The sequence below is a fragment of the Zeaxanthinibacter sp. PT1 genome (assembly GCF_028464225.1).
Lineage (GTDB): Bacteria > Bacteroidota > Bacteroidia > Flavobacteriales > Flavobacteriaceae > Zeaxanthinibacter.
On the sequence record NZ_JAQPCN010000001.1, the window covers coordinates 517,932 to 532,380 of the forward strand.

The following is a 14,449-nucleotide window of genomic DNA, read 5'->3' on the forward strand; positions in this document are numbered from 1 at the left end:
ACAACCCATCTCATATATAGTCTGGCAAGGACATACTGCAGACTGCCGACTGTGAACTGCTGACTTTTTCTCCCGGGGGTTCCTAACCCCACCCCGGTTAAAAGATATGTGTGCCCACTGCAATATACTTGCACTTATAATAAAACATCACAGGAGCTATCCCAGTGCATAAACAAACCGGCTGTTCTCCCTAATTAACATTACACCTTCTGTTCCGAAACAACAGCTTTCCATTATTCTTAATTGTTGTAGATTTAGTGGAAATTTTCTATCATGATCACTATCCCATACTGCCGAAGAATTCTCTTCTCCCTATTTTTATTTGCCATTCTCGGCATCTTTAGCCTGACCGCTCAGCATAACTTGCCCGAAGACAACCCCTTGGTAAAGGAACTTACACAGATCGCAATTGTAGAACAGAAAGTAATGATGCCCATGCGTGATGGGATCCGCTTGGCCACGGATATTTACAGACCTAAGACCGACGAAAAAGTAGCGATCATCTTTTCTCGTACTCCTTATAATTTTAATTCCTGGCAGGATGGTGAATTCAAGGATAGACATATTAAAAGTGCTTTAGAAGCGGTAAAGCGGGGCTACGCCTACGTGGTACAAAACGAACGTGGACGCTATTTCTCTGAAGGCGAATGGGATATTCTTGGAATGCCACTTACTGATGGGTACGACGCCTTCAGTTGGATGGCCGAGCAGGAGTGGTCCAATGGTAAGATAGGCACCCTTGGCTGCTCTTCAACAGCCGAATGGCAGATGGCCGTTGCTGCTCTTGACCATCCTTCCCATGCTGCCATGGTACCCCAGGGATTCGGAGCGGGAATTGGTAAAGTGGGCGACTTTACCGAGCAGGGAAACTGGTACCGGGGCGGAGCCGAGCAGCTGCTTTTCTTTGCCTGGTTATACGGGGTAGAGCACGACATCTATAAACCCCGCATTCCCAGAGGAGCAACGCAGGAAGATCTGCTCCGTATCTCCAGATTTTATGACCTGGCACCGGAGAATCCGCAAATCGATATGTCTGAAGCATTATGGCATCTTCCAATAACAGATATGCTTAAAAACATGCATGGTAAGAAAGAGATCTTTGATAAAATGGTAAGGCGCAAGCCCAACGACCCGGCCTGGTATGAAGGCGGACTCTATCATGATACGATGGAATTTGATGTTCCCAGTTTCTGGTTTGCCTCCTGGTACGACGTGTCTATTAGTCCCAACCTTGCTTTGTTTAACCACGTCCGCGAGAATGCTGTATCTGAAGAAGCCCGGGACAACCAGTACCTGGTCATTGCCCCTACCCTGCATTGTTCCTACACCCGTGCTACCGAAAATACTGTAGTTGGTGAACGTTCCGTTGGGGATGCAAGGCTTAATTATGACGAACAGATCTACGCCTGGTTCGACCTCTGGCTCAAGGGAGCAGATAATGATTTTAAAGAAACCACTCCACGGGTACAATACTATACCATGGGTAAGAACACCTGGCAATCGGCTGAAACCTGGCCTCCCAAAAATGTAAAACCACAAGTTTATTACCTGGAATCCGGAGGAAATGCAAATACACTGGATGGCGATGGTACTTTAAGCACTAAGAAACCATCGAAGACCGACAAGGCAGACAGTTTTACTTACGATCCGATGAACCCGGTCACCTCTTATGGTGGAAACGTTTGTTGTACCGGGAACGCTGTTCAAGGTGGTGCTTTTGACCAGCAGGAAATGGAAACCCGGGAGGATATACTGGTCTATACTTCTGAGCCTTTGTCTGAAGGTATGGAAGTGACCGGTTTTATCGAGTCAACTTTATATGTATCCTCGGATGCCAAGGACACCGACTTTACGATTAAACTGATTGATGTTTATCCTGACGGCCGCGCCTATAACCTGGATGAGACCATACAGCGGGCACGTTATCGCGAAGGCTACGATAAGGAAGTTTTTATGGAGGAAGGAGAAATCTACGAGATAAAAATGCCAGACATGGCTACTTCCAATTACTTTGAAAAGGGCCATAGGATCCGTATAGAGATCAGCAGTAGTAATTTCCCTCGTTTTGCCAGGAATCTCAATACAGGCGGGGATAATTTTGATGAATCAGAAGGAGTGACGGCTCACAATAAGGTTCACCACAACAGGAAGTTTTCATCGAAGATCGTGCTACCGGTCAGGAAATAAAAAGTTTGTATTTACTTTCTTTAAAATAGGAAAATAATAAGATATAGCCCCCGGGGTAGCGCTCTGTTACCCCCTGCTATCAATTTAATCGGTTCCACTGCAGTATCCTTGCATCTCCTCTTAAATAATTAGCTCAAGGCCTTGATGATCTAGATAAATCGGCCGTTTAAGAAACGGGGGGCAAACCCCACCCCGTTTTCAAGATAACGGCATTCACTGCACAAAACATGCAGTGGTTTCCTTTGAAATTTGAAACTCTTGAGGCAAGTTGTCAGCTCAAGTATTATGTTAACACTACAATAAAAAGATTCTGCCGGTAGAGTCACCTCGGATCCTTCCTAACCTACATCGTACTTATCAGCAATCCTGAGTACAATTTATGAATATCCATGAAATACCACTGCTTTTCCCGAATCGCTATGCTCTCGGGACCGTAGCGCGTTGGCTTTTTCTTTCTATGCTCCCCCTTCCCGGATCGCAGTGCTCCCGGGATTTCACTTGGGGCTCCCTTCGCCTACGCCCAGGATAGACTTCTCGCCCACCAAACTCCGGGAAAAGAAAAAGCCACTCTTACAAGTGGCTTTTCTATTTTGTTTCCCTCTCGGCTCGAACCAAGGACCCTCTGATTAATCCCGCAGCTGCGGGACTCTAACCAACTTCGCTAATTTTCCATCCGGAATAAAATCAGGGTCGATCAACTTTGTGAGTAATGCCCTGCTTTTTTGACGCTTGATAAATCGTTCCAATTGTTGCGAGTCTCCTCTACTAAGATTTGTCCTAAACACTGCTCTCAGAATCCATGGTCTGTATTTGGAAGTAAAAGAGGTTAAGGGAGTATGATTATGTTGCACTAGTCGCCTCCATGGGTCCTGACTTGAACCTACGTAATACTTATCTGCAATCTCTGAATACAATATGTAGATATAATATGCCATAAAAAAAGCCACTGCTTTTCCCGAATCGCTATGCTCTCGGGACCGTAGCGCGGTGGCTTTTTCTTTCTATGCTCCCCCTTCCCGGATCGCAGTGCTCCCGGGATTTCACTTGGGCTCCCTTCGCCTACGCCCAGGATAGACTTCTCGCCCACCAAACTCCGGGAAAAGAAAAAGCCACTCTTACAAGTGGCTTTTTCCGTTTTTGCTCCCCCTCTTGGGCTCGAACCAAGGACCCTCTGATTAATCCCGCAGCTGCGGGACTCTAACCAACTTCGCTAATTTTCCATCCGGAATAAAATCAGGGTCGATCAACTTTATGAGTAATGCCCTGCTTTTTTGACGCTTGATAAATCGTTCCAATTGTTGCGAGTCTCCTCTACTAAGATTTGTCCTAAACACTGCTTTCAGAATCCATGGTCTGTATTTGGAAGTAAAAGTGGTTAAGGGAGTATGATTATGTTGCACTAGTCGCCTCCATGGGTCCTGACTTGAACCTACGTAATACTTATCTGCAATCTCTGAATACAATATGTAAATATAAAATACCATAAAAAAAGCCACTGCTTTTCCCGAATCGCTATGCTCTCGGGACTGTCGCGCGGTGGCTTTTTCTTTCTATGCTCCCCCCTTCCCGGATCGCAGTGCTCCCGGGATTTCACTTGGGGCTCCCTTCGCCTACGCCCAGGATAGACTTCTCGCTTACCAAACTCCAAAAAATGAAAAAAGCCACTGCTTTCGCGGTGGCTTTTTCTTTCTATGCTCCCCCTCTTGGGCTCGAACCAAGGACCCTCTGATTAACAGTCAGATGCTCTAACCAACTGAGCTAAGGAGGAGTGTTTCCTCATTTTTCAGGTTGCAAATATAGGAGTTTCTATACAATACCCCAATAAAAAATTAAATTTTTAGACCCTATAAAAACTTCTTGATGATGTTCCAGATATCGTTCCCGAAAACAACGACCATCAGTCCCATCAGTATCACAAAACCGATGATCTGGCCGGTCTCCAACACCTTTTCACTAGGCTTTCGCCCGGAGATCATTTCGTATAACAGGAACATCACATGGCCCCCGTCTAATGCAGGGATCGGCAAAACATTCAAAAATGCAAGCCATACTGAGAACATAGCCATAAAACTCCAGAAGAACGTCCAGTTCCAGGTCTGGGGCATCATCTCAACGATCCCTATGGGTCCCTTTACCTGCTTGTAAGCACCAGTACTGGTGTTAAAAATAACCTTAAACTGTTTTACCTGGTCTGTCAGCACCTGTATAGACCTGGAAAAACCGGCCGGGATGGCTTCAAAGAATCCGTATTCTTCTGTCACCCGTAAATCGTCAAAATCCAGGTAAACTCCAATTTTTCCTTCTTCAGGAACTACCAGGGTGGTTTGCTCTATACGGCCATCCCTGTTATAACTGATCGTAAGTTCTTCATTGGGAGATGAGCCAACAACCTTCATAAACTCCTGCACATACTGCACTGGCTCCCCGTTGATCCCTACAATTTCATCACCAGCTTGCAAACCTGCTTTGCTGGCAGCAGAATTTTCAACAATCTCTAACAATCGGGCCTTGGTGCGGTAGGTCATAAAATTCCTGCCTTGTGTCGCAAACACCTCCGCCTTACCTTCGTCAGATAATGGAATCGTCATTTCCTGTCCGTCACGTTTCACGGTGACTTCATCACCTAAGATGATACCAAGGGTGGCCTCGTTGAACTTCTTGGTCCTTTTCCCGTCAACCGCCAGGATCTGGTCCCCTGTCCTTAATCCTAATTTCTCCCCGACACTGTCTACCTGTATCCCGTATTTTAAGCTGTCTGCCGGGATGTAGGTGTCCCCGTTGTTAAAAAGTAAGGCCGAGTAGATAAGCCATGCCAATAAGAAATTCACCGTTACACCTCCCAGCATAATGATCAGGCGCTGCCAGGCCGGTTTGCTCCTGAATTCCCAGGGTTCCGGATCTTTGGCCATCTGCTCCGTATCCATGCTCTCATCGATCATCCCGGCTATCTTCACATATCCCCCTAAAGGCAACCAGCCGATTCCATACTCCGTTTCCCCGATCTTTTTCTTGATCAACGAAAATTTTACATCAAAAAACAGGTAGAATTTCTCCACCTTGGTCTTGAAATATTTGGCTGGCAGAAAATGTCCAAGTTCGTGAAGGATCACCAATATTGAGATGATTAAGACGAACATGACAATTTGTGTGAACAATCCCATGAAACGGTTTTTATATTTTAACGCACAAAAGTACACTTTTACACCCGCTTACAAAAGCATAAAATCTGTACTTACAGGGATTTTATGAAACATTTGGCAGCTACCGCCTGAAAAGAATTTGACCCTTACTGCCACCTGCTGTACCTTTGTAAAAAATTTCAATGCGGGCGTTTTTTGCCAAATACAAGACCTTTGCCCTAGTGATGATATTGCTCTCCGCTGTTATCGTCATCCTTTTCTACAATGCCCTTAAGCCGGAAGAGACCCTGCCGGTCTACCAACCCGCCGATTTTGATGCCCAATTGGTAGACAGCACCATACAGCTGGTCCGGAAATATCACACCATAGCTGACTTCTCCCTGACCAACCAGAATGGGGAAACCATCACCCAGGAAGATTACAAAGACAAAATCTATATCGCAGATTTCTTCTTTACCACCTGCCCCAGCATCTGCCCTATCATGACCAAGAATATGGCCGGGCTGCAGCAAGAACTACAGGATAAGCCCGAAGTTATGCTGCTCTCACATTCGGTGACCCCTGAGATCGACTCCGTACCCAGACTAAAAGAATACGCCCTGGAAAACGGGGTAATTGACCAGAAATGGAACCTGCTGACGGGCCCTAAAAAAGAAATTTATGAACTGGCCCGAAAATCCTACCTGGTTGTACAGGAAGACGGCAACGGTGGGCCATTTGATATGATCCACACAGAAAATTTTGTCCTGGTAGATAAGGAAAGAAGGATTAGGGGTACCTATGATGGTACAGATTCCGAAGATATGAAGAGATTGCTAGCCGATATTGAAATTTTGCGGGAGAGCTATAATGACTGATCTCAAAATAGGAACAGCTAGTTATCGGTATACTTTTCGACCAAATTGGCGTGTATCTTCATCTTTTTCCTGTATTTTTGCCCTTAATTAAATTCAATCTAAATAAGAATTGGAAATCACTGTCGCAGATCTGAAACGTGGAGAGAGAGGCATCATCAAGGATTTTGCCATGGATATTCTTCCCATTAAACTCCTGGAGCTGGGTTGCCTGCCCGGGAACGAAGTAGAGCTAGTGCAACAAGCTCCCTTCAGGGATCCGCTCTATATCAACGTGAATGGTTCGCATATTGCCATTCGCAGATCAGTGGCCCGCCATATAGCGCTGGATCTCCTTGAAGACTTCTCGGCCAGATGAGTAAAAACATCAATGTAGCCCTTATTGGGAATCCGAATACCGGTAAAACCTCCGTCTTTAACCAACTTACAGGATTAAAGCAAAAAGTTGGGAATTACCCCGGAATCACCGTAGAAAAAAAAGAGGGTATCTGCAAACTCCCAAGGGGGGTTAAGGCACATATACTGGATCTTCCCGGCACTTATAGTCTTAACACTACTTCCCTAGATGAAAGTGTTGTCGTTGAATTATTACTGAATAAAAACGATAAGGATTACCCCGATGTAGCGGTCGTTGTAAGTGACGTAGAAAACCTGAAGCGAAACCTCCTGCTCTTTACCCAGATCAAGGATTTAAAGATTCCCGCTATCCTGGTCATCAATATGGCAGACCGGATGTCGCGAAAAGGAATCAGCCTGGATATCGAGTTGATGGAGGAAAAGCTGAACACCAAAATCGCACTGGTAAGTACGCGTAAGAACATCGGCATAGACCGCATTAAAGAACTAATAGCCGATTATAAGAACCTGGATAGTGAGCCTAATGTAAATGCCTCCCTGATCGCACCGGACTATTTTGAGCGGCTTAAAAAGACCTTCCCCAACGAAGACCTGTATAAACTCTGGTTGGTTATCACCCAGGATGTGAATTTTATGCCCATCCAGAAAAAAAGGTTTAAGGAAGAGACCTCGTTCGAGATAAAATCCAAGTCAGAATTAAAAAGGCTGCAACAAAAAGAAACCATCCTCAGGTACCAATTCATCAACGGTATCCTCAAAGAGACTTATAAAGTAGACCTTAAGGCAGCCAAAGGATTCAGAGCTACTTTAGATAAGATCCTCACCCATAAAGTTTTTGGCTACATCATCTTCTTTATGATACTGTTACTGATCTTCCAGGCCATATACGACTGGAGCAGTTACCCAATGGATTTTATCGATGAACAATTTGCGGCGGCCAGTGAATGGGTTAAAGCAACATTGCCCCCGGGCGTATTTACAAACCTAATAGCCGAAGGGATACTTGCGGGTATAGGTGGTATCGTGATCTTCATCCCACAGATCGCATTCCTATTCCTTTTTATTGCTCTCTTGGAAGAGTCAGGTTATATGAGTCGAGTCGTTTTCCTGATGGACCGGGTGATGCGACCGTTTGGCCTGAGTGGAAAAAGCGTGGTTCCCCTGATCTCCGGTACGGCCTGTGCTATTCCAGCGGTCATGGCGACCAGGAATATTGAAAACTGGAAGGAACGACTAATTACCATCCTGGTGACCCCGTTTACCACCTGTTCTGCACGCTTACCGGTATACCTGATCATCATAGCCCTGGTGATCCCCGAAGGCAGGCTTTTCGGGCTTGGCTACCAGGCACTGACGCTTATGGGACTCTACCTGATCGGATTTGCGGCCGCCATTTTCTCGGCCATGATCCTCAATAAAGTGCTTCATATCAAGAGCCGGTCATTCTTCGTTGTAGAAATGCCCAATTACAAGATCCCGCTATTTAAAAATGTGTTTTATACGGTTATCGAGAAGACCAAGAGCTTCGTATATGGTGCCGGAAAGATCATCTTAGCTATTTCTATCGTTCTCTGGTTCCTGGGTTCTAATGGATATTCAGACGATTTCCAGGATGCTGAATCTATCGTCACAGAAAGGATTGTAAAAGAAGGCCTATCAGATCCCAGCAAGGCATATATTGATGAAAAACTGGCCTCATACCAGCAACATTTAAACGATAGCTTACCCGCTGCAAACCCTATGGTCGTCAACCTGGCCCTGGAAGAAAAACAAGATGATTTGCAGGAACGCGTCATCGGGCAGGAAATTGCCAGTTATAAGTTAGAGCACTCCTATATTGGTTACCTCGGCAAAGCTATTCAACCTATTGTGAAACCTTTGGGCTATGACTGGAAGATCGGGATTGCGGTTCTTACTTCCTTTGCTGCCCGGGAAGTTTTTGTAGGTACCCTGGCCACCATCTACAGCGTGGGGAGTGATGAAGAAGAGACGATTAAAAACAGGATGGCAGCCGAAAGATGGCCCGATACAGGGAAACCATTATTCAACCTGGCTTCCGGGATTTCCTTACTCCTGTTCTATGCATTTGCCATGCAGTGCATGAGTACCCTGGCTATTGTTAAACGGGAGACCAACAGTTGGAAATGGCCTATGTACCAGTTGGTGTTTATGAGTCTTTTTGCTTATATTGTAGCGTTAATCGCCTATCAAATCTTAAAATAAATTATTGTGATACAGACGATTCTGATGTACGTAGTTGTAGGCCTTTCGGCCGCTTACCTCACCAAGAAGTTTATTCTTCCAAGATCTGTGTTTGCCTCAAAGAAAAATAGTGGAGGTAAATGCGGAGACAGCAACTGTGGATGCCACTGATCTATACGATATGGGCAATAAATGTGAAGAGTAATAAAGCCCAACCCACTACCAGCAGCAAGCCTCCTAAAGGGGTGACAATTCCAAGGTAATTTTTTTTCGTCCCTATGTGAACACCCAGGGAGAGAGCGTAAATGCTAAATGAAAAAAGCACTGTACCTAATATAAAACAGTAGGCCATATAGGTCTCTACGTCCGAATTAAACCCAAGGTTGAATCCCAGCATCAATAGGACCAGCGCGTGGTAGAACTGATATTTTACTCCCGTTTCAAAGTTCTTCATTGCCGTAGCATCCAGTCGATCCTTTAAACGATGGGCACCAAAAGCGCCAAAAATTACCCCTAACATTCCCAGCAGTGCCCCTGTAAACTGAACGAGCAAAATCATAATCCCATTTTTTAAGCAAGATACAATTCCCTCCGAATTGTACATGAGGAATCACAACTTAGGCAGGCACGGTATTTGGATGATAGAAAAAACCATATTTATAAATTAATTGAAATCCATTTAATGAAAATGCGCATCACGATAACCTTAGCTCTTGCCTCCATACTTATTATCCTGTCAGCTTGCGGCAACAGCAAAAGAACTACTACGAATACTACGGAAGTAAAAGAGACCTTGATTGCGAAGAACCGGATGACGGTATCGTTGCTGGAACAGCTTCGCAGGTTACCCGGGGTGGTGATCAGAAACGGGGTGCCGGTCTTTGTTAAGGCCAGCTCAGAAATTAGTGGAGCAAGGACCTCTGAACCCCTGTACATTTTGGATGGGTATACCGTGGGCAATTCCTTTGCGTCCCTCAACGGGCTGGTAGATAATATAAATATCCACAGCATTGAAGCCCTGTCAGGATCGGATGCTTCGTTCTACGGATCCCGTGGAGCTAATGGTGTTATTATTATAGAAACTCGCTAATCAGAAGGAAATACGGACCTCTTGGTCTGACTGTACACTTAGCACACAATCCTTGAATTTTGGCGGTCCAAATGTTCTCATTTTCCCTTTAGAAAAGGCAAAAGGTTCTTTAGGCACCCCCAATATATTAGTGTCTAACTGGTTGTTCCCATTTTCGTCATGAAAGATAGCCAGGGCGTATTCCCCTGGAGGCAGATCATCTATATCAATTTTAGTGGTCCCTTTTTTGGCCCTTGTACTATCACTTTTGAAAACATGGTCAAATTTGAGAAAACTCTCGGACCGGTCGTAAACCGCTACACTAATATGACCGTTAGAGGTTTTAACTCCGTCTACGGTAATAGAAAGTTTGTTCTGGGAAAATATAGAGATAGGCAGTAAGAATAGAATTGGGATCAAAATTCTCATGTATAGGAATTTCTATGGTTCAATTATCTAAAAGTTATTCTTTATCAGGCAATTCGTTTTGCTCTTTTGCTAATTTTTCGAGTAAGTATGAATAATATTTCCGGGTTTCGACAGTGTCCTTGAAATTCAGAAACATCAAAAGTGAATCCCTGTGAACCACCCTTATCTTCGGATACCTGAGGTTATCAACAAAAACACTGATTTCATTATCAGGATGAATAGAATCCAGGAAGATTCCCTTTTCCACACTCCCGGCTGAAAAACCGTGAAGACGCTCTAATTCGGGTAATCGGTCCACCATGACTACGCTGTCCATCTCTGAAAATGGAAGTTCCCGGTAATATATCCCGGAAAGCACGGTTAGCTTTTCCGGCTTTACGCGAACCCAGTTTTTATAATGCAGTATAAAAGCCCCGATACACAAAAGTATCGAGACGATAATCAGTACATTCCACCCCCAATGAATTTTTCTTCCTTGCATCCCTTTTTACATACGAATTTTTGAGCATCACGGATGCCGATATTGTATCCTGTTCTACTCTGCTGTTTCTGCTTTAGCATATTTATCAAACCAGGCCACTGTATGAGCAATCTTAGTGATGAGGTTACTCGGTTTATTCGCAATCCCATGGCTGGCACCCGGTATTTCTACCAAAACGGTTTCCACCTTCCTCAATTTTAAAGCATGGTATAACTGCTTGGCTTCACTGGGAGGGGTCCTCAGATCATCCATTCCTACCATGACCATAGTCGGTGTTTCCACATTAGCAACGAGAGAAAGGGGAGAAAATTTCCAATAAGCCTCAAAATTTTCCCATGGCTGTCCCGGGAAACGGGTATTGGCATAACCAAAATAGTTGTCGGCCACTAAAGTTTTGCTGATCCAGTTCATTACAGGCTTAGCAACTACTGCAGCTTCAAAACGATCATTTTTCCCAATGATCCAGGCCGTCATGATCCCCCCGGCACTACCCCCGGTGACATAGAGTTGGTCCTCGTGGGCAATTCCTTTAGAAATACAGTAATCCACCCCATCCATCACGTCGTTATAGTCCTCCCCCGGGTAATTGTGATAGAGCAGGTTCCCGAATTCTTCTCCATAACTGGTACTCCCCCTCGGATTTGGATAAAAAACTATATAGCCGGCTGCCGCATAGAGCTGCATCTCTGCAGAAAAGCGGTCGCCATAATTGGCAATTGGCCCCCCGTGATTTTCCACCATGAAGGGATATTTTTTTGCAGCATCGTAATGAGGTGGATAAACCACCCATCCCTGTATCTTGCGTTGGTCAAAAGAAGAGGTGTACCAGATCTCCTCTACTTTTCCAAGCTCAACGGACTGCATCAGGGATTTATTCAGGGAGGTTAGCTTTTTTACTGACTTCCCTTTTTCAAGAATGGCTAATTCTGCCGGGTGTTCCGGGGTCGTATAGGTATAGACGATATCGCCTTTTCCCGAAACACTGAAGGAGCCTCCACCATAGGGCCTGCCTATCGAGGTTCCTCCCAGGTTATCCGCTAACTTATTAATCTTTCCCTGTAAGGAGAGGTAGGCGATCTTACTGTTCCCCTTATCGTCATATCCGATAAACAATCCCTTACTGTCGGCAGCCCAACTCAGCTGGTCAATGCTCCTATCCAGTTCTACAGCAAGCTCTGAAACGGCATTACCGGCTGTATCCATGATACGCACTGTTCTTACCTGGTAGGTCTGCACCTTATCCTTGTATCCCACATAAGCAATATATTTCCCATCGGGTGACACCTGTACGTCGTGATCAGGACCTGCCTGATCCGTCAGGGCTTTTATGCTGCCATCTGCAAGGCTTAGCGCATAAACTTCGCTGTTCCTGAAGTCGTACTCCCAGTCTTCATTCCTATTTGCCGAGAAATAAATGGTTTTTCCATCGGGAGACCAGGAGAGACTGCTCCGGTGCTGGAAATCTCCTGAAGAAACCTGCCGTGCGGGACCCCCGATAGATGGAATCACGAAGATGTGATTGTATCCGGGATCAATATAACCCCTTCCATCAGCTTCATGATACAGACGGTCCGTGATCCGCGGACTCTCAGCCCATTTAGCACCTTCCGGCTTTTTAGGCATTTTTGCGATCACCGGGGCATCTGATTTTACGAACATGGTGAACGCTATTTCATCTCCTGAAGGGGACCAGCTTATTGAGCTTGGGGAAGACGCTAATTGAGAAATCCGCGCTACTTTCCCGCTGTCGATCCAGTAGATAAACAATTCGGCTCCTTCATCGTTACTGCTTACAAAAGCAATACGGTCTCCCGAAGGCGACCAACGAGGGCTGGATTCATTCGTATCGCGCGAGGTGAGTTTCTGATGTGCGCTGCCATCTGTATTGAGAATCCACAGGTCTCCGGCAGCCCTGTCATTCATGATATCCATCCGCATCCTACGGTAAACCACTTGTTCACCATCCGGTGATATCTGTGGATCGGAAACATATTGAAGATCAAAAACATTTTCATAGGAAAAAGCCGGCTTTTCGGCCTGGCCATAGGAAAAAATGAACATCAGGCCAAAAAGGAAAAAGAGTCTAAGGTGCATGGGTTTAATCTTTAATTACAAGAGATAAACATACACAAATGCCGGGCTATATACAAAGCTAATATGTACTGTAGCTGAAAGCCGAAAGGTTTAACCCAGACCGACATCCAAGGTCATCATGATAATAAACCCTCCGATGAATCCCATGGTTGCGAGATCTGTATACTTGTCCTGCTGGGTTTCCGGAATCACCTCCTCTACTACGACGAAGATCATGGCACCTGCAGCAAAAGAAAGCGCGTATGGGAGGATGGGTTCAAAAGTAAGAACAGCCCATGCACCCAGTACTGCCGCAATAGGTTCTACCAGTGCAGATGCCTGCCCGTAAGCAAAACACTTGAACCTGCTTAAACCATGACGCCTTAAGGGCATGGCCACTGCGAAACCTTCAGGGAAATTCTGGAGGCCAATTCCCATGGCCAGGGCCACGGCCCCACCGATACTGGCTCCCTCAAAACCTGCAGCAACACCCCCGAACAACACACCTACAGCTAAGCCCTCAGGGATATTATGAAGAGTGATAGCTAGCGTAAGTAGGGTGGTCCTTCTCCAGGGAGTTTTAATTCCTTCCTTCTCACTTTCCTTAAAATTGATATGCAAATGTGGAAGCACTTTGTCCAGGGCAAATATAAATGCTGCCCCCAGCAAGAAGCCCACGGCAGCAGGGATTACTTTTACAAAGCCTTCCCCCTCGCTCATCTCGATTCCCGGGGCCAACAGGCTCCAGAAACTAGCAGCCACCATAACACCCCCGGTAAAACCAAGCATGGAATCCAGTAGCGCCCTGTTCATCCCTTTGAAGAAAAATACCAGTCCAGCCCCTGCAGCTGTTAATCCCCATGTAAAAAGAGTTGCCAGGAAAGCGGCCAGGATGGGATCAATGGATTCGAAATAGTCTATTATTACGTTCATGATTCTTCAGAAGGTTTTAGGTATAAGTTAGAGGCGATCTGGTGAGAGACCAGCAGTTGTTCCTCGCCGATGCGGATATGCATAGAATTATCAAATTCTTCCTTGTCCAGCACTTCAATCTCCTGCCCCAGGGCAATCTGGTTTTTATCCAGGAATTTTAAAAAGGTAGCGGACGAATCCTTAACTCCTACACACACGCCTTTACCTCCTACCGGCATTTTACTGAGTAACTCCTTATCCCTTTCTTTAAATTCACCGTTCTTCCCGGGGATAGGATCCCCATGAGGGTCAAATTTGGGATGACCCAGCAAGGCATCCAGTCTATCGATCAGTTTTTCACTGTTAATGTGCTCTAACTGCTCGGCGATCTCGTGTACCTCGTCCCAGGTAAAATCGAGTTTTTCCACTAAAAAAACCTCCCAGAGTCGGTGCTTCCGGATGATGGCAAGGGCGCTGTAACGCCCCGTTTCAGTAAGGGATACACCCTGGTATCTTTTATAATTCACCAAATCCTTATCCGACAGCCTTTTCAACATATCAGTAACCGAAGACGGCTTGGTATCCATCTGTTCAGCAATGGCATTGGTCGATATGGTACCCGTCCCCTGCCTTGAAAGATGAAATATCGCTTTCAGATAATTTTCCTCGGAATGCGTCACTGGATTTTAGAATTTATACAAAAATACATTTTTCATCCATAAAACAAATTTTTAGAATCGCCTAA

The 14,449-nt window shown here is 45.4% G+C and carries 14 protein-coding genes and 1 tRNA gene; 5 read left to right on the forward strand and 10 right to left on the reverse strand.

Translation table 11 applies throughout. The annotated features are described in order from the left end of the window. Positions 1-273: 273 nt before the first annotated feature. On the forward strand, positions 274-2,187 hold the full coding sequence (locus PP178_RS02325; protein WP_272592691.1) for a CocE/NonD family hydrolase: 1,914 nt from the start codon (positions 274-276) through the stop codon (positions 2,185-2,187). A gap of 626 nt (positions 2,188-2,813) precedes the next feature. Here the strand turns inward: PP178_RS02325 and PP178_RS14775 are convergent. From PP178_RS14775 to rseP, 4 genes are all read right to left on the reverse strand, one after another. Then, positions 2,814-3,122, reverse strand: coding sequence for a GIY-YIG nuclease family protein (locus PP178_RS14775; protein WP_430974687.1), 309 nt, complete (start codon positions 3,120-3,122; stop codon positions 2,814-2,816). 240 nt (positions 3,123-3,362) lie between these two features. Continuing rightward, positions 3,363-3,671, reverse strand: coding sequence for a GIY-YIG nuclease family protein (locus PP178_RS14780; RefSeq protein WP_430974688.1), 309 nt, complete (start codon positions 3,669-3,671; stop codon positions 3,363-3,365). A 210-nt stretch (positions 3,672-3,881) separates the two neighbouring features. Continuing rightward, a tRNA-Asn gene (locus tag PP178_RS02330) sits at positions 3,882-3,955 on the reverse strand. A gap of 76 nt (positions 3,956-4,031) precedes the next feature. Next, positions 4,032-5,348 (reverse strand): RIP metalloprotease RseP, encoded by a 1,317-nt coding sequence (gene rseP / locus PP178_RS02335; RefSeq protein WP_272592692.1) that lies wholly within the window; start codon positions 5,346-5,348, stop codon positions 4,032-4,034. 161 nt (positions 5,349-5,509) lie between these two features. On the opposite strand from rseP, the gene PP178_RS02340 reads away from it, so the two are divergent. From PP178_RS02340 to feoB, 3 genes are all read left to right on the forward strand, one after another. Next, the gene (locus PP178_RS02340) at positions 5,510-6,184 is read left to right on the forward strand and encodes an SCO family protein (RefSeq protein ID WP_272592693.1); all 675 of its coding nucleotides are present in this window, start codon (positions 5,510-5,512) and stop codon (positions 6,182-6,184) included. Between the two features lie 109 nt (positions 6,185-6,293). Continuing rightward, a complete protein-coding gene (locus PP178_RS02345) occupies positions 6,294-6,539 on the forward strand; it encodes a FeoA family protein (protein ID WP_133642618.1) in 246 nt (81 codons plus the stop codon). Next, positions 6,536-8,761, forward strand: a complete 2,226-nt coding sequence (gene feoB, locus PP178_RS02350) for a ferrous iron transport protein B (protein WP_272592694.1) — start codon at positions 6,536-6,538, stop codon at positions 8,759-8,761. Before PP178_RS02345 ends, feoB begins: the two co-directional genes overlap by 4 nt. Before the next feature lie 151 nt (positions 8,762-8,912). On the opposite strand, the gene PP178_RS02355 is transcribed toward feoB, so the two are convergent. Further along, complete coding sequence (locus tag PP178_RS02355; protein WP_272592695.1) at positions 8,913-9,299, reverse strand: DUF423 domain-containing protein; 387 nt, start codon at positions 9,297-9,299, stop codon at positions 8,913-8,915. A 129-nt stretch (positions 9,300-9,428) separates the two neighbouring features. On the opposite strand from PP178_RS02355, the gene PP178_RS02360 reads away from it, so the two are divergent. Beyond that, positions 9,429-9,830: a TonB-dependent receptor gene (locus PP178_RS02360; protein WP_272592696.1), complete on the forward strand. Its 402-nt coding sequence runs from the start codon at positions 9,429-9,431 to the stop codon at positions 9,828-9,830. On the opposite strand, the gene PP178_RS02365 is transcribed toward PP178_RS02360, so the two are convergent. From PP178_RS02365 to PP178_RS02385, 5 genes are all read right to left on the reverse strand, one after another. Further along, a complete protein-coding gene (locus PP178_RS02365; RefSeq protein ID WP_272592697.1) occupies positions 9,831-10,238 on the reverse strand; it encodes a DUF2141 domain-containing protein in 408 nt (135 codons plus the stop codon). A gap of 34 nt (positions 10,239-10,272) precedes the next feature. After that, complete coding sequence (locus PP178_RS02370) at positions 10,273-10,719, reverse strand: hypothetical protein (protein ID WP_272592698.1); 447 nt, start codon at positions 10,717-10,719, stop codon at positions 10,273-10,275. A gap of 54 nt (positions 10,720-10,773) precedes the next feature. Next, positions 10,774-12,813, reverse strand: coding sequence for a S9 family peptidase (locus PP178_RS02375; RefSeq protein WP_272592699.1), 2,040 nt, complete (start codon positions 12,811-12,813; stop codon positions 10,774-10,776). Between the two features lie 90 nt (positions 12,814-12,903). Then, positions 12,904-13,725: a ZIP family metal transporter gene (locus PP178_RS02380; protein WP_272592700.1), complete on the reverse strand. Its 822-nt coding sequence runs from the start codon at positions 13,723-13,725 to the stop codon at positions 12,904-12,906. Beyond that, positions 13,722-14,384: a metal-dependent transcriptional regulator gene (locus PP178_RS02385; RefSeq protein WP_272592701.1), complete on the reverse strand. Its 663-nt coding sequence runs from the start codon at positions 14,382-14,384 to the stop codon at positions 13,722-13,724. Before PP178_RS02385 ends, PP178_RS02380 begins: the two co-directional genes overlap by 4 nt. Between the last annotated feature and the right edge of the window lie 65 nt (positions 14,385-14,449).